Source organism: Rhodococcoides fascians NBRC 12155 = LMG 3623 (assembly GCF_001894785.1).
GTDB classification, from domain to species: Bacteria; Actinomycetota; Actinomycetes; order Mycobacteriales; family Mycobacteriaceae; genus Rhodococcoides; species Rhodococcoides fascians.
The window spans coordinates 672876-695931 of the sequence record NZ_BCWW01000001.1; the positions used below are offsets into that span (position 1 = coordinate 672876).

The 23056-nt window shown below is 63.4% G+C and carries 22 protein-coding genes; 15 read left to right on the top strand and 7 right to left on the bottom strand.

Annotated elements, in window-relative coordinates; genetic code table 11:
• Positions 1-119 precede the first annotated feature (119 nt).
• The 3 genes from RFA01S_RS03395 to RFA01S_RS03405 are packed head-to-tail and all read right to left on the bottom strand — an operon-like array spanning position 120 to position 2520.
• A complete protein-coding gene (locus RFA01S_RS03395; RefSeq protein ID WP_052060923.1) occupies positions 120-575 on the bottom strand; it encodes a hypothetical protein in 456 nt (151 codons plus the stop codon).
• A gap of 23 nt (positions 576-598) precedes the next feature.
• Positions 599-1513, bottom strand: coding sequence for an alpha/beta hydrolase family protein (locus RFA01S_RS03400; protein WP_032408415.1), 915 nt, complete (start codon positions 1511-1513; stop codon positions 599-601).
• The gene (locus RFA01S_RS03405) at positions 1510-2520 is read right to left on the bottom strand and encodes a PHP domain-containing protein (protein WP_032408530.1); all 1011 of its coding nucleotides are present in this window, start codon (positions 2518-2520) and stop codon (positions 1510-1512) included. The genes RFA01S_RS03400 and RFA01S_RS03405 overlap by 4 nt, the downstream gene beginning before the upstream one ends.
• Before the next feature lie 120 nt (positions 2521-2640).
• On the opposite strand from RFA01S_RS03405, the gene RFA01S_RS03410 reads away from it, so the two are divergent.
• A complete protein-coding gene (locus RFA01S_RS03410) occupies positions 2641-3330 on the top strand; it encodes a YceI family protein (protein ID WP_032408416.1) in 690 nt (229 codons plus the stop codon).
• On the opposite strand, the gene RFA01S_RS03415 is transcribed toward RFA01S_RS03410, so the two are convergent.
• A complete protein-coding gene (locus tag RFA01S_RS03415) occupies positions 3311-4216 on the bottom strand; it encodes a sterol desaturase family protein (RefSeq protein WP_032408417.1) in 906 nt (301 codons plus the stop codon). The genes RFA01S_RS03410 and RFA01S_RS03415 overlap by 20 nt on opposite strands.
• Before the next feature lie 70 nt (positions 4217-4286).
• Between RFA01S_RS03415 and RFA01S_RS03420 the strand changes: the two genes are divergently transcribed.
• The 7 genes from RFA01S_RS03420 to tgt all read left to right on the top strand — a co-directional run bounded on the left by RFA01S_RS03420 (position 4287) and on the right by tgt (position 13374).
• A complete protein-coding gene (locus tag RFA01S_RS03420; protein WP_202902230.1) occupies positions 4287-4742 on the top strand; it encodes a GNAT family N-acetyltransferase in 456 nt (151 codons plus the stop codon).
• A gap of 29 nt (positions 4743-4771) precedes the next feature.
• Positions 4772-5230, top strand: coding sequence for an RrF2 family transcriptional regulator (locus tag RFA01S_RS03425; RefSeq protein ID WP_027494603.1), 459 nt, complete (start codon positions 4772-4774; stop codon positions 5228-5230).
• A gap of 83 nt (positions 5231-5313) precedes the next feature.
• Positions 5314-6000, top strand: a complete 687-nt coding sequence (locus tag RFA01S_RS03430; RefSeq protein WP_032408419.1) for a TetR/AcrR family transcriptional regulator — start codon at positions 5314-5316, stop codon at positions 5998-6000.
• Between the two features lie 2 nt (positions 6001-6002).
• Positions 6003-8291, top strand: coding sequence for an MMPL family transporter (locus RFA01S_RS03435; protein WP_032408420.1), 2289 nt, complete (start codon positions 6003-6005; stop codon positions 8289-8291).
• A gap of 91 nt (positions 8292-8382) precedes the next feature.
• Positions 8383-10116 (top strand): ABC transporter ATP-binding protein, encoded by a 1734-nt coding sequence (locus RFA01S_RS03440; protein ID WP_027494600.1) that lies wholly within the window; start codon positions 8383-8385, stop codon positions 10114-10116.
• Between the two features lie 41 nt (positions 10117-10157).
• Positions 10158-12053, top strand: coding sequence for an ABC transporter ATP-binding protein (locus RFA01S_RS03445; protein ID WP_032368744.1), 1896 nt, complete (start codon positions 10158-10160; stop codon positions 12051-12053).
• A gap of 82 nt (positions 12054-12135) precedes the next feature.
• On the top strand, positions 12136-13374 hold the full coding sequence (gene tgt / locus RFA01S_RS03450) for a tRNA guanosine(34) transglycosylase Tgt (RefSeq protein ID WP_032408421.1): 1239 nt from the start codon (positions 12136-12138) through the stop codon (positions 13372-13374).
• On the opposite strand, the gene RFA01S_RS03455 is transcribed toward tgt, so the two are convergent.
• Entirely contained in the window at positions 13328-13984 is a 657-nt protein-coding gene (locus tag RFA01S_RS03455) for a pyridoxamine 5'-phosphate oxidase family protein (protein WP_032408422.1), read from the bottom strand. The two genes, tgt and RFA01S_RS03455, sit on opposite strands and share 47 nt — an antisense overlap.
• Before the next feature lie 174 nt (positions 13985-14158).
• Here RFA01S_RS03455 and RFA01S_RS03460 point away from each other — a divergent pair, with 174 nt between their 5' ends.
• On the top strand, positions 14159-15022 hold the full coding sequence (locus RFA01S_RS03460) for a hypothetical protein (protein ID WP_032408423.1): 864 nt from the start codon (positions 14159-14161) through the stop codon (positions 15020-15022).
• Positions 15019-15462, top strand: coding sequence for a PIN domain-containing protein (locus RFA01S_RS03465; protein ID WP_032408424.1), 444 nt, complete (start codon positions 15019-15021; stop codon positions 15460-15462). The genes RFA01S_RS03460 and RFA01S_RS03465 overlap by 4 nt, the downstream gene beginning before the upstream one ends.
• A gap of 63 nt (positions 15463-15525) precedes the next feature.
• Here the strand turns inward: RFA01S_RS03465 and RFA01S_RS03470 are convergent, their stop codons facing one another.
• Positions 15526-16482, bottom strand: coding sequence for a LysR family transcriptional regulator (locus tag RFA01S_RS03470; RefSeq protein ID WP_202902231.1), 957 nt, complete (start codon positions 16480-16482; stop codon positions 15526-15528).
• Between the two features lie 115 nt (positions 16483-16597).
• Here RFA01S_RS03470 and RFA01S_RS03475 point away from each other — a divergent pair, with 115 nt between their 5' ends.
• From RFA01S_RS03475 to RFA01S_RS03495, 5 genes are all read left to right on the top strand, one after another.
• On the top strand, positions 16598-18016 hold the full coding sequence (locus tag RFA01S_RS03475; protein WP_052060924.1) for a M20 family metallopeptidase: 1419 nt from the start codon (positions 16598-16600) through the stop codon (positions 18014-18016).
• Positions 18017-18036: 20 nt separating this feature from the next.
• Complete coding sequence (locus RFA01S_RS03480) at positions 18037-19344, top strand: MFS transporter (RefSeq protein ID WP_048316884.1); 1308 nt, start codon at positions 18037-18039, stop codon at positions 19342-19344.
• Between the two features lie 74 nt (positions 19345-19418).
• Complete coding sequence (locus tag RFA01S_RS03485; RefSeq protein ID WP_032408425.1) at positions 19419-20273, top strand: tryptophan 2,3-dioxygenase; 855 nt, start codon at positions 19419-19421, stop codon at positions 20271-20273.
• Positions 20273-21481: a kynureninase gene (locus tag RFA01S_RS03490; RefSeq protein ID WP_032408426.1), complete on the top strand. Its 1209-nt coding sequence runs from the start codon at positions 20273-20275 to the stop codon at positions 21479-21481. Before RFA01S_RS03485 ends, RFA01S_RS03490 begins: the two co-directional genes overlap by 1 nt.
• Positions 21462-22298, top strand: coding sequence for a PaaX family transcriptional regulator (locus RFA01S_RS03495; RefSeq protein WP_032408427.1), 837 nt, complete (start codon positions 21462-21464; stop codon positions 22296-22298). Before RFA01S_RS03490 ends, RFA01S_RS03495 begins: the two co-directional genes overlap by 20 nt.
• Here RFA01S_RS03495 and RFA01S_RS03500 read toward each other — a convergent pair.
• Positions 22295-23038 carry a queuosine precursor transporter gene (locus tag RFA01S_RS03500; protein WP_032385952.1) on the bottom strand — a complete coding sequence of 248 codons (744 nt, stop codon included), beginning with the start codon at positions 23036-23038 and terminating at the stop codon, positions 22295-22297. The genes RFA01S_RS03495 and RFA01S_RS03500 overlap by 4 nt on opposite strands.
• Positions 23039-23056 lie beyond the last annotated feature (18 nt).

The following is a 23056-nucleotide window of genomic DNA, read 5'->3' on the forward strand; positions in this document are numbered from 1 at the left end:
ACGCGCGCGCATTTGTCAGACGCGAGCGAATTTGCCATCGATTCGGGGTCTATTTCGCGCGCACCTAGCAAACGCGCGCGCGTTTGCGGCGGTAGAGGGGCGGCGACCGACTCAGACGCTCAGCATTGCCCCGCGCCCGCGGCGTCGAGTCCCCGCAGAATTTCGCCTTGATCGGCCTCGGGCACCGTGGACCAACTCGGCGCGGTGGTCATTTCGCTGCGCAGACCCTCGACCGACTTCGCGCGATCGGAGATCCCGGTTTGTTCGAGTGCATCGATGGACGGCAGAAACTGGGTGCAGGTCTGCTGGTACAGCGCTTCGCCGGTGACGCCCGAGGTTGGGGCATCGGGTTCAGCGGCAGGCGGAGCCTCGGGGATCGGAGTGTCGGCAGGAGCGGGTGCCGGTGCGTCGAGTGTGGTGCTGGCGGGGACTGTTGTGGAAGCCGCGGCAGACGTCGTCGTGCTGGCCTGAACGGACGTGGTCGACGCGTTCTCGGTCGACGCGTCGTCGCCGCATCCGGCTACCGAGGTGGCCACGATCAGCCCGAGCAATCCGGTCGCGATCTTTCGTTTCATCGCCACTGTGTACCACCTGCGGCTCAGAGCAGTGTCTGCGCGCGCCCGGTGATGGTGCTCAGTGCGGTGGACCAGGCGATGTGCTTGGGGTCCAGGAACGCTCCGTGTCCGGCTCCGGGCAGTACGACCAGCTCGGGGTCCGTGCTACCTGCGCGGGTGGCGGCGTCGACGTACACGCGGCTCTGGTTCACCGACACGGTCTGGTCCGCATCACCGTGCAGCGCGGTCAACGGGACGTCGAGCGGGAGGTATTCGATGGGGGAGGCGATCTTGTATCGACCGGGAACGTCGTTGGGCATGCCGCCGAGGAATGCGGGCACGAACTTGTCGTTGCCGATGTTCGCCGCCCGTTTCATGTCGAACACCCCGGCCATGATGGTGGCACTGCGCGGTCGGATTCTGGGGTCCGCTCCCGGCGCGTCGATCGGCATCAGGTGACGCGCAGCGACCCACGCGGCCAGCTGTCCGCCGGCCGAATGTCCGGCGACATGCACTCGATCGAGGTCGAGTCGCCCGTCGGCGGCGTTCTGTACGACGGTTGCCAGTGCCTCGGTGGCGTCGTCGACGTCGGTGAGGGTGTTGGCCCAATTGTTCGGACCGCGCCGATACTCGACGTTCCACACGGCGATGCCTTGGTCTGCGATGGCCTTGGACATCTGCTGGAAGTACGACAGATCGAGGTTCTCCTGCCATCCACCGCCGTGGATCATCACCACCACAGGCAGTGACGTCGCAGTGTTGGCAGGGAGATACAGGTCTCCGATGTTGTCGGGTTGGTACCCGTACTTCAGCCGGATCGGATCTCCGGTCGGTCCCGAAACAGGTTGCAGTGCAGCCGAATACGTCTCTGCTGTGCTCGGTGAGGATTTGGTGTCCGTGGAACTGCAGCCGACCAGCGTGACAGCGAGCAGGCCGGACAGGAAGTGGCGACGATTCACGTGCCCTGAGCCGTCCAATCGAGCAGCTCGGACAGCGACCAGGTGTTGATGACGCGATCGGCGGGAACGCCTTGGGCTTCGGCGCGGACACAGCCGTAGCCCTGCCAGTCGAGCTGGCCCGGTGCGTGTGCGTCGGTATCGATGGAGAAGAGGCAGTCGCGTTCGAGGGCGATGTCGATCAGGCGCTCGGGCGGGTCCTGGCGTTCGGGCCTGGCGTTGATCTCCACCGCGGTGCCGAACTGTCGGCATCCCTCGAACACCACCGGGGCGTCGAACGTCGACTCTGGCCGCTTTCCCCGGCCGCCCTCGACCAGTCGGCCGGTGCAGTGACCGAGTACGTCGACGTGCGGATTCGCGATGGCGGTGACCATGCGTTTCGTCATCGCCACAGAATCGGCCCGCAGATTCGAGTGCACGCTGGCCACCACCACGTCCAGCTCGGCGAGCAATCCCTCGTCCTGATCCAGCGAGCCGTCGTCGAGGATGTCCACTTCGATTCCGGTGAGGATGCGGAACGGCGCGAGTTGCTCGTTGAGCTCGGCGATGATGTCGAGTTGTTTTCGCAGACGCTCAGCGCTGAGCCCGTTGGCGACCTTGAGCCGCGGTGAATGATCGGTCAGCGCGCAGTACTCGTGCCCGAGGTTCTTGGCGGTGCGCATCATCTCGTCGATGGGGCTGCCGCCGTCGGACCAATTGGAGTGGGTGTGCAGGTCGCCTTTGAGCGCTGCCCGTAGTGCGTTGTTGCCGATGGGTTCTGCGGCATCGCGTTGCTCCGCCAGGTAGTCCGGAACGTCCTGGGTCAGCGCCTGCCGGATGATCAGCGAGGTCTTGGCACCGATTCCGGCCAACGACGACCAGCTGTCCGCCTTCTGGTGCTCGGATCGTTGTGAAGGAGAGAGTGATTCGACGACATCGGCGGCTCGGCGGTAGGCCTTGACGCGATGGGTGTCCGAGCGCGAACGCTCGAGCCAGAAGCCGATCTCACGAAGTGCCTCCACCGGATCCATGAACTCCATTGTGCCTGGCACCACCGACACCTGCGCACGGGGTAATCGGACAAAATTCTCAGGGAGTTGCCAGGTCGCTCACTCCCCATGGGCTTGAAGCTGCAACTATCATCGTCGGTCATGACCAAGAAATGGTGGACAGTCGGCGTCGTGGTCGTAGTGCTCGTGGCCCTCGGGCTGTATCTCGGCCCCAAGATCTACGCGTCCTTCCAGGAGGACGACGCTCCGGCGGCGACCGTCGACACCTCCGGTGCGCAGGCCGCCACCACCGACGATCTGAACGGCACCTGGACGGTGACGGCAGGCGATGCGTCGAACAAGACCGCGGCCGGCTACACCGTCGACGAGGTGCTCAACGGATCGGACGTGACCGTCGTCGGGTCGACGCCCGAGGTGAGCGGCTCGGTGACCGTGGCAGATAATTCGTTGACCGCCGGTGAGGTTGTGGTGCAGACCAATTCGATCACCACCGACAGTGACCGTCGAGACGGTCAGTTCCGCGGCAACATCTTCGACACCGCGACATATCCGACGGCGACGTTCACCATCGACCAGCCCGTCGACCTCTCGTCGTTGCCCAAGGACGGCACCACCCAAACCGTCACGGCGGAAGGCACATTGACGCTCAAGGATCAGACGCGTCCGGTGTCGGTCGAGATGGAGGTGCTGCAGTCCGGTGACACGCTCATCGCGTCGGGCGCAATCCCGACGACGTGGTCGGACTACGGCATCGAGCCGCCGTCGCTCGGATTCGTGACCGTCGAGGGCTCGGGAACCGTCGACTTCCTGATCAATCTGAGTCGGCAGTAGCCCGTTCTCGTGGGGCCGCCGGTGTCCATCCCGGCGGTCCGACGACGTATCCGACGCGTTCCCTCCATGACCTCGATGCCGCGACATCTCGTGCGATGTTGCGGTATTCGTGTGTTTGGAGCGTCCAGATGTTGAACGTGTCGACGGGTTTGGTCAGTCCGTAATTCGGTCGCTGCACTTCGTCGGCGTAGCTGCCGAACAGGCGGTCCCAGACGATGAGGATGCCGCCGTAGTTCTTGTCGAGGTACTGCGGATCGCGACCGTGATGAACGCGGTGGTGAGAAGGCGTGTTGAAGACGAACTCGAACGGTCGCGGCAACTTGTCGATCCGCTCGGTGTGTACCCAGAACTGGTAGACGAGATTGATCGAGAAGCCCACGAACACCATCCACGGTGGCATCCCCAGCAGCGGCAGCGGCAGCCACATGATGATCTCGCCGCTGTTGTTCCACTTCTGCCGCAGCGCCGCGGCGAAGTTGAAGTACTCGCTCGAATGGTGAGCCTGATGGGTCGCCCAGATCAGTCGGGTTCGGTGTGCGATGCGGTGGTAGCCGTAGAACAGCAGATCGACGCCCAGGATCAGGATGACCCACGTGTACCAGGCATCGGCGGGTAGATGCCACGGCGCGATGTAGACGTAGATGGCCGTGTAGCCGATCAGGGCCAGCGCTTTCCACGCAGTCGTGGTTGCGATCGAAACCAAACCCATGCTCAGGCTCGCCCGTGCGTCCCGGGCCGAATAAGCGCCGGGGGTTCCGTCTTCGAGTTTCTTCGCCGCGATCCACTCGATCGTCAGCAGTAGAGCGAACGCGGGGACGGCCAGGGCAACCGGATCCCGCAGCGGTTCGGGTAGCGAGTTCCACGCCGATGCGAGTTGGTCCCTCATGTGACGGCCTTCCGTGCGTGACACTGCTGGTCGAAGTGTAACGCCAGTATGGTGATCGTAGTCTCGAGACGTGAAAATTCGTAGCCGCCGTTCCGGGGATATGGCGTTCTGTGTTTCCGTGTTGGCCGCCGTGCACGAGGCAGACGGGTATCCCGCACTGTGGCCCGAGGATCCGGCCGCCTGGTTGCACTCGGCAACGCAGGTCGCCGCATGGGTAGCGGAGTCGAATGACCGGATCGTCGGCCACCTGGCACTCGACCTGGTCGACGACGGGCTGATGGTCTCGCGATTGTTCGTTCGTCCCGAGTGCCGGGGCACGGGCGCAGCCGCGGCCTTGTTGGACGCCGCAGTGGCGTATGCGGCAGAACGGTCCGTTGCTATCGAACTGGACGTGGAGCAGGGCTCGGCTGCGGCGATTGCGTTCTACGAGAAGTCGGGTTGGATCAGGACCGGTACCGCGCCCGCGGACTGGGTGTTGCCCGACGGGCGCAGAGCCGTCGAACATCGGTACGTACCCGGTCGCTAATTTCCTATCGAAATGATAGGAATTGAATCGTGCACATCACGGCGAAAGCGGACTACGCGGTGCGGACTCTCGTCGAGCTCGCCGCGGTCGGCGGCCGAGCACCCGCCAAGGCCGAGGCGCTTGCCGCCGCTCAAGGGATACCGCACAAATTTCTCGAGTCGGTGCTCTCCGACCTGCGTCGCGCCGAGTTGGTGCGAAGTAGAAGGGGACCCGACGGCGGATACTGGCTCGCGCGGGAGGCGTCGAACATTTCCGTCGCGGACGTGATGCGTGCCGTCGAGGGGCCGCTCGCATCGGTGCGCGGGCAACGGCCCGAGGATGCGCAGTACGCCGGTCCCGCCGAGCCGTTGACGCGGGTGTGGCTGGCCGTCCGGGTCAATCTGCGTGCGGTTCTCGAATCCGTATCGCTGGCGGACATCGTCGACGACGACCTCCCGGATTTCGTCGGAGAGCTGATCAGCGAGCCGACCGCATGGTCCCGTCGATGACCTGAGTCACAGTCGGCCGCAGATGTGGCGCGGTCGTCAATATTGCACAGCTCTGCAAACTTGCCGAGCTGTGCAACTTCCGTATGTTGGACAGGGTGACCACCCCGACCGGCCTTCGCGATCAGAAGAAGGCAGCCACCCGCGACGCCCTCGGCATTGCCGCAGTCCGTCTGGGAAAAGAGCACGGACTCGATGCCGTGACGGCCGACGCCATCGCACACGAAGCCGGAGTGTCGACCCGAACGTTCCACAACTACTTCTCCAACAAGGAAGAAGCGGTACTCCACAACATCGAGGCCTCGGCTCTGGAATGGTTCGAGCTGCTCCGCGCCAGACCCGAAGCCGAACCCATCTGGGATTCGTTGCAGCACATCGCCGTCAACCTCGTCGCCGACCCCGGCCGCGACCTCGACGACACATTCGCCGCAGCACGACTCATCGAGGCCAACCCGGCGCTGATGGCACGCAAGCTCGAAATGCACCACTCGCTCACCCGCAAACTCGGCGAGGCAATCGCTGAGCGCACCGGAACCGATATCGATTCCGACCTCTACCCCAACCTGCTGCAAATGGCAGTCGGCGGTGCCGTGACCGCCGCACTGAACCTGTGGATCAACGACCCCGGCGGAGAGAACACTCCGAAAGCGCTTGTGGAGAACGCATTTCAACAACTCCGCGCCGGAATCCCCGAGCCTGTGGGTCATTCCGCAGGCTCCACTCCCGCGCCCGAATCTCGCCAGCACGTATCCGATAACAACCGAGGAGCCTGACAGTGGCCACCTATCTGTACCGAATCGGCAGATTCGCCTACCGCCGCAAGGGGGTCGTCCTCGGCCTCTGGCTCGTCATTCTGATCCTGGCCGGAGTGGGCGCAGCCACGCTGTCCGCGCCTACCGTCAACTCGTTCAGTATCCCCGGAACGCCTGCTCAGGCTGCATTGGATCTGCAGAAGGAACGATTCGGCGGAGCCGAGGATCCCCTTCAGGCCGTCAACGCCGAGTACGTGTTCCAGGCACCCGACGGTCAGTCGCTCGATACCCCGCAGTACACCTCGGCCATCGACGCCACGATCGCCGAGATCGAGAAGGTCGATGCGGCCAAGCCGGCGGAAGGTGCTCCGCCGCTTGCCGATCCGGTCGAGGCGAACAAGGCCATCGTGCAGCAGTACACCGACGCAGCCGCCGAGGCAGGAACGCCGGCCGACAAGGTGGCAGCCGACGCGGCAGCCACGTCGCCGTTGAGCCCCAACGGCAACGTCGGCACCGTCACGGTTCCGATCAACGTCGAGCTGGCCGACGTCACCGACGCGATTCGCAGCGATCTCGATGCCGCGGCGCAACCCGCGCGTGACGCAGGACTGACCGTCATCCTCGGTGGCACCGTCGCCCAGGAGAACCCGTCGCCCGGTGGAAGTTCGGAGATCGTCGGTCTGGCCGTCGCCGCCATCGTGCTTCTCATCATGTTCGGCTCGGCCGCCGCTGCCAGCCTGCCGCTGATCACCGCGATCGTCGGTATCGGTATTTCGAGTCTGGCCATCACGACGGCCTCCGGGTTCGCGAGCCTGTCCTCGTTCACGCCGATTCTCGCGATCATGATCGGTCTTGCCGTCGCGATCGACTACTCGCTCTTCATCCTCGCGCGGTACCGGCACGAGCTCACGCTCACCGACAACCGCGAAGAAGCAGTCGGTCGAGCGGTCGGTACCGCCGGATCGGCCGTCGTGTTCGCCGGCGCGACCGTGCTCATCGCCCTCGTCGCCCTGCGCGTCGTCGGCATCCCGTTCCTGTCGCAGATGGGTCTGGCAGCAGGCTTCGCGGTGTTCATCGCGGTACTCATCGCCCTGACGTTCCTGCCTGCCATGCTGGGCGTCTACAAGGGCAAGGCCTTCGCGGGCAAGCTCAAGTTCGTCAACACCACCGACCCGGAGGACCCGAACGCAACCCCCACCAACGGTCTTCGGTGGGCACGGTTCCTGGTCAAGAAGCCGATCCTCGGCCTCGTCGGAGGCATCGTGCTGCTCGGTGTCATTGCGGGCCCGACCACCGGGCTGTCTCTGGCTCTCCCGTCGATCGCCACCTCGGACCCGTCCACGCCTGCCCGTCAGGCCTACGACATCACCGAAAAGGCATTCGGGCCGGGACGTAACGGACCGCTGCTCGTCATCGCCGACGCGTCCGACGTCGCCGAGGCAGACCGCACCGCGTCCTTCGGCAAGGTCATCGAGACGATCACCGCACAATCCGACGTCACGAATGCGCAGATCGTCGCCGTCAACCCGGCGGGTGACACCGCGCAGATACTCGTCACCCCGTCGAGCACACCCAACAGTGACCAGACGAAGGCGCTCGTGACCAACCTGCGCGATGCCGAGAGCGGATTGCAGGAAAGCTCGGGCGTCTCCTACGGAGTGACGGGCGAAACCGCGATCGGGATCGACATCTCGGAGCGGCTGCAGAGCGCGCTGATTCCGTATCTGGCCGTGGTCGTCGGACTGGCGTTCGTGCTGCTGATGCTGGTGTTCCGCTCGATTCTGGTGCCGCTGACGGCAACGGTCGGGTTCCTGCTCAGCGTGCTCGCCACCTTCGGTGCGACGGTGTTCATCTTCCAAGAGGGCGGGCTCGGCATCATTTCCAACCCGCAGCCGATCGTCAGCTTCATGCCGATCTTCCTCATCGGTGTGGTGTTCGGCCTCGCGATGGACTACCAGGTGTTCCTCGTCTCGCGCATGCGTGAGGAGTTCGTGCACGGCGCGGCCGCCAAGGACGCCGTCGTCAACGGCTTCAAGTACGGCGCACGCGTGGTCACCTCGGCAGCGGTCATCATGATCTCGGTGTTCGCCGCGTTCATCGCCGAGCCGGACTCGTTCATCAAGTCCATCGGCTTCGCATTGGCCGCGGCCGTCTTCTTCGACGCGTTCGTCGTGCGTATGGTGCTGATTCCGTCGGTGATGGCGCTACTGGGCGACAAAGCCTGGTGGTTGCCGAAGTGGCTGGACAAGATCCTGCCCAACGTCGACATCGAAGGGGCCAAGCTGAAGACGGCCCCGGAGAAGCGCGCGTAGTACTCGCGTCGCAGCTGAGAGGCCGAAGATTGCTCGTAATACTCGAAACGGAGAGACTGTTATCCATGTGTACGAGTAATCTTCGGTCATCATGCTGATCCCCCTTCTGCGTAGGTTTCTCGCCCCGTACAAGCTGCCGATTCTCTGCTTGGTGCTGCTGCAGCTGATCGCCACCCTCGCCGCGTTGTTCCTCCCGAGTCTCAACGCGGACATCATCGACAACGGTGTGACCGTCGGCGACACCGGCTACATCCTGTCCGCCGGCGGCGTCATGCTGTTGATCTCGGCAGTACAGATCATCAGCTCTGCCGCAGCGGTGTTCCTCGGTGCACGCACGGCCATGAGTGTCGGACGCGACCTTCGCGGAGCAATCCTCGAACGCGTCGGGACGTTCTCCGCCCGCGAGGTCGGAAAATTCGGTGCTCCGTCACTGATCACGCGCAACACCAACGACGTGCAGCAGGTGCAGTTGGTGATCATCATGGGATTCACCATCGTGGTGATGGCTCCCATCATGTGCATCGGCGGCATCGTGATGTCGCTACGCGAGGACATCGGCCTGTCGTGGATCCTGCTCATCGCCGTGCCCGGCCTCGCACTCGCGATGGGCCTGATCATCGTTCGTATGGTGCCGGCCTTCCGCTCCATGCAGAAGCGCATCGACGCGGTCAATCGCGTACTACGCGAACAGATCACCGGTATTCGCGTCGTGCGGGCGTTCGTTCGCGAACAGTTCGAGGTCGACCGTTTCGGCGCAGCCAACACCTCGTTGACCGAGACGGCACTCAAGGTCGGCCGGCTGATGGCCCTGATGTTTCCGACCGTCATGCTCATCAGCAACGTCACCAGTGTCGCCGTCATCTGGTTCGGTGGTCATGCCATCGACAACGGCACGATGCAGATCGGTTCGCTCACTGCGCTTCTGAGCTACATCATGCTCATCCTGATGTCGGTGATGATGGCGTCGTTCATCGCGATGATGGTGCCGCGCGCATCGGTCTGCGCCGATCGCATCAGCGAGGTTCTGGCCACCGAATCCTCGGTGGTGTTGCCCGAGAATCCCCGGACGTTCGTGTCCTCACCGGGCACGGTCGAGCTCGTCGGGGCCGAATTCTCCTATCCCGGAGCCGAATACCCGGTGCTGTGCGGGGTGAATCTGACTGCCGAGGCAGGCAAGGTCACCGCCATCATCGGCGGCACCGGATCGGGTAAATCGACTCTCGTCAATCTGATTCCACGGCTGATGGACGTCACCGGCGGCCAGGTGCGGGTCGGCGGTGTCGACATTCGCGAACTCGATCTGGACCTGCTGCGATCCGAGATCGGATTCGTGCCGCAGAAGCCGTACCTGTTCTCCGGCACCATCGCCAGCAATCTGCGGTACGGCAAGGCCGACGCCACCGACGCGGAACTGTGGGAGGCGCTCGAGATCGCCCAGGGAGCCGACTTCGTGCGCGCGATGCCCGACGGCCTCGAGACTGCCGTCGCGCAGGGCGGCACCACCGTGTCGGGCGGGCAGCGTCAACGACTGGCCATTGCCCGGGCGCTGGTACGCAAACCCAAGATCTACTTGTTCGACGATTCCTTCTCCGCTCTCGACCTCACTACCGACGCGAAACTGCGTGCGGCGCTGCGGCCGGTGACGCGAGATGCATGCATGATCGTTGTGGCTCAACGGGTGTCGACCATCGTCGACGCCGACCAGATACTCGTGCTCGACGACGGAAAGCCGGTGGGCGTGGGTAACCACGAGCAACTGATGGCCACCTGCCCCACCTACGCCGAGATCGTCGACTCGCAGCGGCAAGTTGCAGGTGCACTGTGACCGACACCGACACCACCAAGGATTCCGCAGCCAAGCCCTCTTTGGAGAAGAAGAAGGGCGGCCGCGTCGCGAAGGCACTGCCGGCCACGAAAGCCAAGAACTTCAAGGGCTCGTTCAAACGCGTCATCGGTTTGCTCGCTCCGGAACGATTCCTGCTGAGCCTCATGCTCGTGCTGGGAATCGTCAGCGTCGTCCTCAGCGTCGCTGCGCCGACCGTCCTCGGGCATGCGACCAACCTCATCTTCAACGGAGTCGTCGGCGGAGATCTCGAACCGGGGCAGACGAAAGAACAAGCGGTCGACGGCCTTCGGGCCGCCGGTAACGACACCGTCGCCGATCTCGTCTCGGGCATGGACGTGACGCCCGGTGCGGGAATCGATTTCGGTGCCGTCGGAACGGTGTTGCTCTGGGTTCTCGCACTGTACGTAGTGTCTGCACTGCTGGCATGGGCTCAGGGCTACATCCTCAACATCGCGCTGCAGCGTCGAATTCTGTTGCTGCGCGGCAGCGTCGAGGCCAAGGTGCATCGCCTGCCGCTGCAGTACTTCGACAACAATGCCCGAGGCGAGACGCTCAGCCGCGTCACCAACGACATCGACAACGTCTCGACCAGCCTGCAGCAGACACTGAGCCAGCTCATCACCGGCATCCTGACCGTGCTCGGCATCCTCGGCGTGATGATCTGGATCTCGCCGTTGCTCGCTCTGGTTGCGCTGCTGACGATCCCGGCCTCGTTCCTGGTGACCGCGCTGATCGCCAAGAGGTCGCAGCCGCACTTCGTGGCGCAGTGGAAGCACACCGGCAAGCTCAACGCGCAGATCGAAGAGACCTACACCGGCCACGAGATCGTCAAGGCGTTCGGCCGCCAGGCGGAGGTGGAACGCGAGTTCGGTGACCGCAACGAGAAGCTCTTCCAAGCGGGCTTCCGGGCGCAGTTCATCTCCGGTCTGATCATGCCGATCATCATGTTCCTCGGAAACATCAACTACGTCGTCGTCGCCGTCGTGGGCGGTCTTCGCGTGGCGTCGGGAACACTGAGCCTCGGCGAAGTGCAGGCGTTCATTCAGTATTCGCGGCAGTTCACGCAGCCGCTGTCGCAGGTCGGCGCGATGATCAACCTGATTCAGTCCGGAGTCGCGTCCGCCGAACGCATCTTCGAGGTGCTCGACGCCGACGAGGAAGACCCCGACGTCGTTCCTGCGTCCAGCCCGACGGAGCGCCGCGGACGCGTCGTGTTCGACGACGTCTCGTTCAGTTACTCGCCGGAGCAGCCGCTCATCCAGAATCTGTCGCTCACCGCGGATCCGGGACATCTGGTGGCGATCGTCGGACCGACCGGTGCCGGCAAGACCACACTGGTCAACCTGATCATGCGGTTCTACGAGATCGATTCCGGCCGAATCACACTCGATGGCGTCGACACCCGCAAGATGACGCGCGACGAGTTGCGTTCACGAACCGGCATGGTGTTGCAGGACACCTGGTTGTTCGGCGGCACCATCCGCGACAACATCGCCTACGGTGACCCGACCGCCAGCGAGGAAGAGATCCTCGAGGCGGCTCGGGTGAGCTACGTCGACAAGTTCGTGCATTCGCTGCCCGACGGATACGACACGATCATCGACGAGGAGGGCAACAACGTCAGCGCCGGTGAGAAGCAGCTCATCACCATCGCCCGTGCCTTCCTGGCCAAGCCGCTGATCCTGATCCTCGACGAGGCCACCAGCTCGGTGGACACTCGCACCGAGCTGTTGGTGCAGAAGGCGACGGCAGCGCTGCGCAACGACCGCACCAGTTTTGTTATCGCGCATCGTCTCTCGACCATCCGTGACGCCGACACCATCGTCGTGATGGAAAACGGCAGCATCGTCGAGCAGGGCAATCACGAGGAATTGCTCGAGGCCAAGGGTGCGTATTACCGGCTTTACAGCAGTTAGGCGGCTGGCGCCGCACGTGAGTGGAAAATCGTAGTGGGCTACGAATTTCCACTCACAAGCGGCGAAGCCGCATACTGACGCGGTGAGTTCTTCCAATTTCGGCTTCGATATCGGCACCCGGCTCGACGGTGAGCTCGGCCGCACCGGCACCATCCACACCCCGCACGGCGACATCGCCACCCCGGCGTTCATTGCGGTGGGGACGAAGGCGACCGTCAAAGCAGTGCTGCCGGAGGCGATGAAGGAACTCGGCGCTCAGGCGGTACTGGCCAACGCGTATCACCTGTACCTGCAGCCGGGCTCGGACATCGTCGACGAGGCCGGCGGCCTGGGCAAATTCATGAACTGGGACGGGCCCACGTTCACCGACAGCGGCGGCTTCCAGGTGATGTCCCTCGGTGTCGGGTTCAAGAAGGTCATCTCGATGGACGCCTCACGGGTGGAGTCCGACGACGTCATCGCCGAGGGCAAGGAGCGATTGGCCCACGTCGACGACGACGGAGTCACGTTCAAGTCCCATCTCGACGGCTCGAAGCATCGATTCACTCCCGAGGTGTCGATGCAGATTCAGCATCGGCTCGGCGCCGACATCATGTTCGCGTTCGACGAGCTGACCACGCTGATGAATACCCGCGGGTATCAGGAGAAGTCGGTCGACCGCACCCAGGCATGGGCGAAGCGATGCGTCCTCGAACACGAACGCCTCACCGTCGAACGTGCCGACAAGCCGTACCAGGCGCTGTTCGGAGTGGTGCAGGGAGCGCAGTACGAGGACCTGCGACGCAAAGCCGCGCACGACCTCGAGACCATCACGGGGGACACGGGCCGTGGGTTCGACGGCTACGGAATCGGCGGCGCACTCGAGAAGCAGAACCTCGGCACCATCACTCGGTGGGTGAACGAGGAACTGCCCGAACACAAGCCGCGGCACATGCTCGGTATCAGCGAGCCGGACGATTTCTTTACCGCCATCGAGAACGGCGCCGACACCTTCGATTGCGTCAATCCCTCACGGGTAGCGCGCAATGCGGCGATCTACGTGCCGACGGGCCGCTTCAACATCAACACCGCCAAGCATCGGCGCGACTTCACCCCGATCGACGAGAACTGCGACTGCTACACCTGCGCGCACTACACCAAGGCGTACATCCACCACTTGTTCAAGGCCAAGGAGATGCTCGCCTCGACGCTGTGCACGATTCACAACGAGCGATTCACGGTCAAGCTGGTCGACGACATCCGTGCTTCTATCGAGCAGCAGCGATTCACCGAGTTCAAGACGGAGTATCTGGGCCGGTTCTATGCGTCGAAGACTGCCTGAGCTGATCCTCCAGCTCCGAAATGCGCTGCAGTAGTTCGGTTTCCCGCTCGGCAGCTTTGCGCTGGTACACCTCGGACAGGTCCGCGAGATACGCCGCGTCGTAGCGCGGGATGATGCTGCGCGTGCAGTTCCAGTCGAATGCCTCGACATCGATGACGACGCTGCGTTCGCAGGTGGCGGCGACGGTCAGGTCACCGATCTTTTTGAGTCGCTCCAGTAGTTCGGGATCGTCCGCGGCCTCGATCGTACGTGCCCGTCCGTAGAGCTTGAGTCGTTGCCGCAGAGGGTAATTCACGAGGAAGATCGCGACGCGGTCGTCATGGTCCAGATTGGCTGCCGTCACGTACTGATGGTTGCCGGCGAAATCGGCGAAACCGAGAGTGTGGTCGTCGAGTACCTGCAGGAACCCCTTCGGCCCACTTCGGTACTGGATGTAGGGCCACCCGGACTCGGTGACGGTGGCGATCTGGAACTGATCCAGGGCTCGGATCATCGCTTTCTCGCGATCGTCGAGCGGCATCGGGCCGTCGTCGGGTCGCTCGGTCTGCGAGCCGTAGGCGGTGTAACTGCCGTCGACCTGCTGCCGCGCAATCGCGGCAGGTCCGAACATCAAGTGGTGATAGTGGTTGTTCGGCGGCACGTACCGACCCTACGACAATCCGGCCTGTGTGCCCCTCGTGGGAATCGACGTGTCAGAGGCCGCCGCAATAATCCGATACGCCTGATGTTGGGGAATCACGCACAATGGACCAGTGTCCATACAAGACTTACGTGGCAGGAGGTGATGACGACGACCACTCAGTTCGAGTTTCGTTTGAAGAACATCGACGCACCCGAGGGCGAGATGGACGCCGACCAGCTGATCGCACTTGTTCAAAGTCTGAAAGCGGTCGCAATGAACATCGGTCGGATCGAGACCGATGCCGACCGACTGGGGCGCGCGCCCGCACGAGTTCATCGCGTCGCGAATTTGGTCGTCGGGCTGGCTCCCGGCAGCACAAGACTGCTTGTTCGTCGAGCAGGCGCTGGTTCGACCGCATTGGAGTTCGATCTGGCGGATGAGAGAGCTTTCGACGACGAGTTCGAGAGATTGGTCATGTCGATCGGCTTGGATGAGCGACCGGATTGGGTGAATGACTCCCTGTCGAATGCGGCGGGCGCGTTGGCTGCGGCGCTTCGACACGCCGCCCCAGAAGTTGAGTTCAAGGCCGATGGGCAACTGCGCCAAGCGTTCACTACCGCTGAATTGCGTTCTGCCACGTGGGAACTCCCTACAGAAGTATCCTCCGCGCCCACTGTTTTCGTCGGTCGCCTGTACTCCGCGAATCTCCACACGCATCGTCTGCAGGTGCAGGACGATGTCGGCAATCAAATCGCGCTTCCTGGCGTGGCTGAGGATGAAGAAGTCGGTCCGCTGCTCGGCAGATACGTAATGGTGACCGGTTCCCCGGAATCCGGTGCGGATGGACGAGTAGGAAGGCTGCTGAACGCGACGATTATTGCACTTCCTGATCCGATCGCTCCGGGGTTGCCCGAACCGGCATCTCTAGGAGAGATACTCGTTGGTGCTGCCGGCCTGGAACCCGGCGGAATCGACGGCGTGAGCGACGACGAAGCTGATGCGTTCTTCGGCGCAATTGGCCTATGACACTTCCGTCGGGTTCGGGAACCGTACTGATCGATACCGATGTGTTCAGCATCTTGTTCATCGACCCGACTAGAGCTGCGAATCGTGGTCTTCCTGTCGATAGACTGCGCGCGCGACTGGCAGGGCTCCAGATCGTCATCGCGTTTCAGACGCGGGCGGAGGTGCTCGCTGGTGCTTTGTCGGCGAACTGGGGTGAACGCAAGATCGCCGGCGTCGAGGCAAAACTCGATTCAGCCCCTACCGTCTCCATCGACCGCGAGGTCGTCAACGCGTATGCAGCTCTGACGGCTGAGTGCAAGCGGACGGGCCACGCGCTTCACGCCAAAGTTCACACCGGCGATCGCTGGATTGCTGCGTGTGCAATATCGAAGGGTGCGCCGTTGCTCAGCCTCGACGGGATCTATTCGGGGGCTCCGAACTTGTCCGTTCTCAGTCCATGAGGCTCGGCTCCCACGAAAGTCCTGCCTGCTCGTTGCCTCCCGCCTGAAAGGCAAGATCCTCCACTATCCCGCAGCCTCGAGAATGTCGGTCAACGCGTCGATCAGGGCCACGATTCGGGCCGACGGCGGCCTACCGCGCATCGTGTGAATTTCGGCCCGGCGCTGAGCGAACACCGGATGCACGAGGGGGATGTACGTCAGGCCCGATTTGCGGTCACCACCCAGGTCGCTGACGAGTGCGACGCCGTCGCTCGAGCGAGCGAACTCCAGTATCGGAGCCAGCCGTTCGCATTGCAGACCGACGTGGGGTGAGAGTCCCTCCAGACGGATTCCGGCGTCGAACAATTCGCGTTGACTCGATCCGGTGGTCGACAGAGCGAGGGGATACGTGCAGATATCGGCCAGATCGACGCTGGCTCGGTCGCTGAGCGGGTGGCCGGGCGCGACGACGGCGCAGATGGGCACGGTGACGGAATGTTCGACCGTCACGTCGGTTCGGCGACCCAGCGAGAAGGTGACCGCGACGTCCGCGCGGGCATCGACCACCCGTCGGCTGGCCTCGTCCGGCCCGACCACGTCGAGGGTGAACGTGACCGACGGGCGAGTCCGATGGACCGACGCCATGGCCCGTGGGACGACGGACTGCGAGAAACCTTCGGTGCAGGCGACGGTGACGCTGCCGTGTTCGGTGGCGTCGACGCTGCGTATTTCGGCGATGAGAGTGGACGATTCCACTTCGTGTCTGCGCGCGTGGGCGAGGAGCCGATGGCCCGCTTCGGTGAGCGTCATTCCCCGGGCATGTCGTGCGAAGAGTGGCACTCCGATGTCACGTTCGAGCTTGGCGATCTGTCTGCTGACCGCCGACGCGGCCAGATGTTGCGTTGCGGCCGCCTCGGTGACGGACCCGGTTCGCGCTACTTCGCAGAAGTACGTCAGCGCAGAGGGCATCAGATGCAACGACATCACCCCTTCTTTCACAGCACTGTCACGGCGGTGACACGCGATTGTCATGGAGCTCATGTCGGTCCTAGCGTTGCTTCTGAGGCAACGCAGGGAGCGTCAATCGGCAATGGTGTAGACGGTATCGGGCTCGCTACTGTCAGGCGAACACCAGGCCGACGACGAGGGAGATTCGATGAACCGCGAGCATGTGATCGCGCAGGCCCAGGACTTCTACGATTCGGGTGCGTTCCATCGTGAACTCTCCGAGCTCGTGTCCGTCCCCTCGGAAAGTCAGTCGACGGCCGGCCGAGTTGCGTTGTCGGCATATCTCCAGGATCTGCTCGTGCCGAGGCTCGAGGCACTCGGGTGTGCAGTCGAGACCTATCCCAATCCGGTCGAGGAGGGTGGTCCCTTCCTGATCGCCACCCGTCACGAGGCCCCCGAACTGCCGACCGTGCTCTGTTACGGCCACGCCGACGTGGTTCTGGGCATGGCCGAGGACTGGTCGGACGGATTGTCGCCGTGGACTCTCGTCGAGCGGGACGGCCGGCTCTACGGGCGCGGAACGGCCGACAACAAGGGTCAGCATCTGGTGAACCTCGCGGCACTGCGGACGATTCTCGACGTCCGCGGATCGTTGGGATTCAACCTGACGCTGTTGTTCGAGACCGGTGAGGAGATCGGCTCACCCGGACTCGAGCAATTCGTGTCGGATCACCGAGGCGAACTCGCTGCCGACGTGCTGATCGCCTCGGACGGACCACGCCTCGACGCCCAGACGCCCACACTGTTTCTCGGTGCCCGTGGGGGCGTGGACTTCGACCTCGTCGTCGACCTACGTGAGCGCGGCTACCATTCGGGCAACTGGGGCGGACTGCTCCGCAACCCCGCGACCACCCTGGCCGGTGCTATCGGGACGCTTGTCGACGGACACGGCCGTATCCAGCTCGACAGCCTCGTGCCCGAGCACATTCCCGAGTCCGTCGTCGATGCGCTCAGAAGTATCGAGGTCGGACGCACCCCGGGTGATCCGGTGGTCGACTCCGGCTGGTCGGTGACCGAATTGTCGCCTGCAGAGCGGGTTTTCGGGTGGAACACTCTCGAAGTGATCGCTATGAACGCTGGCAACATTCTCGAACCGGTCAATGCGATTCCGGGCCAGGCGCGAGCGCGGTTGCAGCTGCGGTACGTAGTCGGGACCGACCTCGACGATCTCGGCGTGCGGCTACGACGACACCTCGACGCGCATGGTTACCCGATGGTCGCCGTTGAACTCGGCATCTCGTTTCCTGCGAGCCGAACGGACCCGAACGACCCCTGGGTTCGCACGGTCGCCCAGTCGGTCGAGCGCACAGTCGGTTCCCCAGTCACCGTGCTGCCCAACATCGGTGGGTCCCTGCCCAATCACGTGTTCACCGACACCCTCGGAATTCCGACGGTCTGGATGCCGCACTCCTACCCGGGATGCCGTCAACATGCACCCGACGAACACATGCTGGCTTCCATCGCTCGTGAAGGTCTCGCGATGGCCGCCGGCCTGTTTTACGACATCGGCAATGTCGCCGGTGGTCATGACGCACCGCTCGAATCCGCCAGCGCCTCGCGCTCCTGAACACCACCGGAGAAACCGACATGTCCACTGCACACGTTCATCGAACTCCCGATCGTGACGACGCGGGTGAAGCCGTTGTGTCCGTGAAGAATCCGGTCCGCGCCATCGCTGCCGCGACCATCGGCAACGCTCTCGAGTGGTTCGACATCGCCATCTATGCGCTGTTCGCCATCTACATCGGGCAGAACTTCTTTCCCTCCGCGGACCCCGGCGTGCAATTGGTGCAGACGTTCGCGGTCTTCGGGGTCTCGTATCTGATTCGCCCCCTCGGCGGACTGATCCTCGGCTCCTACGCAGACCGGAAAGGGCGAAAGAAGGCTCTGGTGATGAGCATTCGCCTGATGGTGCTCGGCACCGCGTTGATCGCCTTCATGCCCAACTACGACGACATCGGCATCCTCGCCCCGATCGGCATCATCGTCGCGCGCCTGATTCAGGGTTTCGCTGCGGGCGGCGAATTCGGCGCGGCCACATCCTTTCTCGTCGAACAGAACGGCAAGCGCCGCGGATTCTTCGGCAGCTTCCAGTTCGCCAGCCAGGGACTGGCTACGCTGATGGCGGCCTCGTTCGCCGCCGGATTGACCGCGGTGTTGTCCGAGGCCAGCATGGTCGACTGGGGTTGGCGAGTGCCGTTCGTCTTCGGGCTCATGGTGGGCCCAGTGGGATGGTTCATCCGACGCCACGTCGACGAATCACCGGCCGTCGTCGCCGCGTCGGACACCCCGAAATCGCCTGTGCGCGATCTGTTTCGGAATCAGTGGGGCGGGATTCTCATCGCCGGCGGTGTGCTGGTGGTGTCCACTGCGCTGAACTTCATCCTGCAGTACCTGCCGACCTTCGGTATCAAGCAACTGGGACTGAACAATTCGCTGTCGTTCGTCGCACTGATGATTACCGGCGTCATCCTGACGGTGGTGACACCGTTCGTCGGCCAGCTGTCCGACAAGGTGGGACGCATCAAGATCATGTTGCCGTCGGCGATCGCGATCGGCGTCAGCGTCGTCCCGCTCTTCATGTGGCTCATCGCGGTGCCGTCGTTCCTCACCCTGGCGCTCGTCATGACCGTGCTCGGATTGCTGAAGGCGCTGTACTTCGGTGCGCTGCCGTCGGTGATGTCCGACGCGTTCCCGGTCCATTCGCGGGCCACCGGCCTGTCGTTCGGATACAACGTCACCACGGCGATCTTCGGTGGATTCACTCCGACCATCGCGGCCGCTCTGGTGGCCGCGACCGGTCAGGCGGTGTCCCCGGGCTACTACATCCTGGCGGTGTCTCTGGTCAGCATCGCTGCGCTGATCGGTGCCGTACGGATTCGCGGCATTCGCTAGCTTACAGATGTCTAGCGGTCGGCATGTTGATGTAATACGCTGATCTCATCAGCCCACCACCTCGAGGACGATCCATGAGCGTCGAAGCGAACACCCGGAAGATCGAGAAGAGCGTCGTCACCGATTTCAGTGACCGCATGAGCTACGGGTCCTACCTCGACCTCGATACGCTGCTCAGCGCTCAGAAGCCGGTGAGCACCCCCGAGCATCACGACGAACTGCTGTTCATCATCCAGCACCAGACCACCGAGCTGTGGCTCAAGCTGGTGCTGCACGAGACCCTCGCCGCGCGAGCCGCATTCGATGCCGACGACATCGGTACCGCACTCAAATGCGTGGCCCGGGTGAAGCACATCCAGAAGACGCTGACCGAGCAGTGGTCGGTACTGGCCACTCTGACGCCGACGGAGTACTCGCAGTTCCGCGACTTCCTCGGCAACTCCTCGGGGTTCCAGTCGTATCAGTACCGGGCCGTGGAGTTCGTGCTGGGCAACAAGAACGCGGGCATGCTGACGGTCTTCGAGTCCGATCCTGCTGCGCATGAGCTGCTTTCGACCCTGTTGCGCGAGCCCAGCCTGTACGACGCCTTCTGGCGGTCGTTGGCGCGGCAGGGGTACGACGTACCGGCATCGGCCCTCGACCGTGACGTCACTGCGGCGTACACGTTCAACGAGGACCTGATGCCGCTGATCAAGTTCGTCTACGAGAACCACACCGAACATTGGGCGGTGTACGAGGCATTCGAGGAGCTCGTCGACCTGGAGGAGAACTTTCAGCTCTGGCGCTTCCGCCACATGCGCACGGTGCTACGCACCATCGGAATGAAGAGCGGGACGGGAGGGTCGAGCGGTGTCGGGTTCTTACAGAAAGCACTCGAACTCACGTTCTTCCCCGAATTGCTCGCTGTGAGAACGGAGATCGGTCGATGATGGAACGTGCAGTCGAACTCGATAACAAGGACCCGCTCCGGAGCTATCGCGACAAGTTCCTCGGTAGTGACGACCCGTCGATCACCGCATATCTCGACGGAAACTCGCTGGGCCGGCCCACCAAGGCGAGCGTCGAACGCATCAATGCCTTCATGACCGACGCCTGGGGTGGACGCCTGATCCGCGGCTGGGACGAGCAGTGGTTCGATCTCCCCGTCACCATCGGCGACGCCCTGGCCGACGCCACCCTCGGGGCAGCGCCCGGGCAGACCACCATCGGCGATTCGACGACGGTACTGCTGTACAAGCTGGCGCGGGCGGCGATCGCCATGCGGCCCGGCCGCACCGAGATCGTCATCGACCGCGACAACTTCCCGACCGACCGATACCTGCTCGAAGGTATTGCGGCCGAGATGAATATGACCCTGCGATGGATCGAGACGGACCGCCGCGGAGGCATCGAACCGGAACAACTCGCCAAGGTGGTGGGGGAGAACACCGCCCTGGTGGTGATCACCCACGTCGCCTACCGCTCCGGCTTCCTTGTCGACGTGGCCGAGGCGACGCGTATCACGCACGAAGCCGGCGCACTGATGCTGTTGGACGTGTGCCATTCCGTCGGTTCGGTGCCGCTCGAATTCGATTCGTGGGGAGTCGATCTGGCAGTCGGGTGCACCTACAAGTACCTCAACGGAGGTCCGGGATCGCCGGCCTTCGCGTACGTGCGCAGTGATCTTCTGGCCGACTTCGTGCAGCCGATCTGGGGCTGGATGGGCCGGGCCGATCCGTTCGAGATGGCGCAGGGTTACGTTCCGGCACAGGGTATTCGACGCGTCATCAGCGGCACGCCATCGGTGTTCGGGATGATCGCGATGCAGGACACCATCGAGATGATCGCCGAGGTGGGTATGGACGCGATCCGTGCGAAGTCCGTTGCGCTCACCGAGTACGCCCTCGAACTCGTGCGCGAGATGCTGGTACCGCTCGGGGTGGAGATCGCCTCACCCGAGGATTCGAATCGGCGCGGTGGTCACGTCACCATCGACCATCCCGAGTTCAAGGCCATCACTGCTCGGATGTGGGAGCAGGGTGTCATCCCGGATTACCGAGCGCCACACGGTATTCGGCTGGGGTTGAGCCCGCTGAGTACCTCCTATCGAGAGGTGTACCTGGGTATCGTGGCGATTCGTGACGAACTCCGCGCCTAGCACCGCCGGGGCCATCCTCGACGACTTCGAGTCTCGTCCAGGTAGCGCCACCTCTTTGGTGCGCACGGTGCTCGGAGCCTACGTTCGGCCTCTCGGCGGGTGGTTCGCCATCGCCGATTTCGTCGTCTGGATGGACACGCTGGGAGTGCCACCGGAGAGCACGCGCATTGCGGTGACGAGGTTGAAGAAGAAGGGCGTCGTCGAATCCGCCAATCGTGAGGGCCGCACCGGCTATCGGATCACCGAGCAGGCCGACGCAATGTTCGCTCGGGGAGACGGCCGGATCTTCGGCTTCCGGCGGATGGCCGACGGCGATCCATTTCGGTTGATCTCGTTCACCATTCCCGAGACGCAACGGGCGGCTCGGCACCAGCTGAGGCGTCGGCTCACGTCGATAGGTTGTGGGACCGTCTCACCAGGATTGTGGATCGCGCCCGAATATCTCGCGGCGGAGGCCATTGCCATCGTCGAGGCGTTGGAGTTGTCGCAGTACGTCACGACGTTCGTCGCGTCCGAGGTCGCGCCTCCCGGCACGCTGCGCGAAAGTGCTGAGCAGTGGTGGGATCTCGCCGGAATTGCCAATCGGCATCGGGCATTTCTCGACGCTTTCGACGGCGGGTCGCCGGCGCGGAACCCGCGCGACGCGTTTGTCACATTCGTGCCGTTGCTCGACGAATGGCGCGTCATTCCCTACGTCGACCCGGGTCTTCCGCCGTGCATGACGCCGGAGGACTGGCCGGGCACCCGGGCCGTCGCCACGTTCGAGACGGCCCGGGAGCGCTACTTCGATCTGAGTATGGAATGGGTCGCGTTCTAGCGATCCTGGTACGACGGCTCGCGCTTTTTGATGTACGAGATGACGCGGTACGTGATGGGCATGACGATGACCTCGGCCAGCGTCTTCCACAGGAATCCGACGATGACGTAATTGATGAAGTCGGTCCACGTGGTGATGCCGATGACTCCGGCGGCGATGGAGCAGAAGATCAGGGTGTCGAAGAATTCGCCGACGATGGTCGAGCCGATCAGTCGCGCCCACAGGTGCTTTTCCTTGGTGCGTTCCTTGATCTTGACCAGCACGACGGAGTTGAGGAGCTGCCCGACGGTGTACCCGGCGAGACCGGCGAGGACCAGTCGGGGGACGACGCCGACGACGCTTTCGAGCGCGGCCTGGTTCTCGTAGAACGAGGCAGCGGGAAGTTCGATGGCGATCCAGAAGCACACGGACGTGAGCAACAGGGAGCCGAATCCGAGGTAGATCGCGCGGCGCGTGGCTTTGAAGCCGTAGACCTCGCTGAGCACGTCGCCGAGGATGTAGGCGAGGGGGAACAGAAAGAATGCGCCGTCGGTGTTGATCGGCAGGATTTGGAACGGTCCGAGCATGACGTCGGACGAGGCGAAGAAGGCGACACCTTTGCTGGCGGCCACATTCGAGATCAGCAGCGTCGCGACGAACAAAGCGACGATGGTGGGGTAGTAACCCCGGCTGATGTGAGCGAACGTGGCCTGCCCAGACTCGGCGCCGCCCTCAGGGGCGGTGTGTTGGGTAGTAGTCACCTGACAATCCAAGCACCG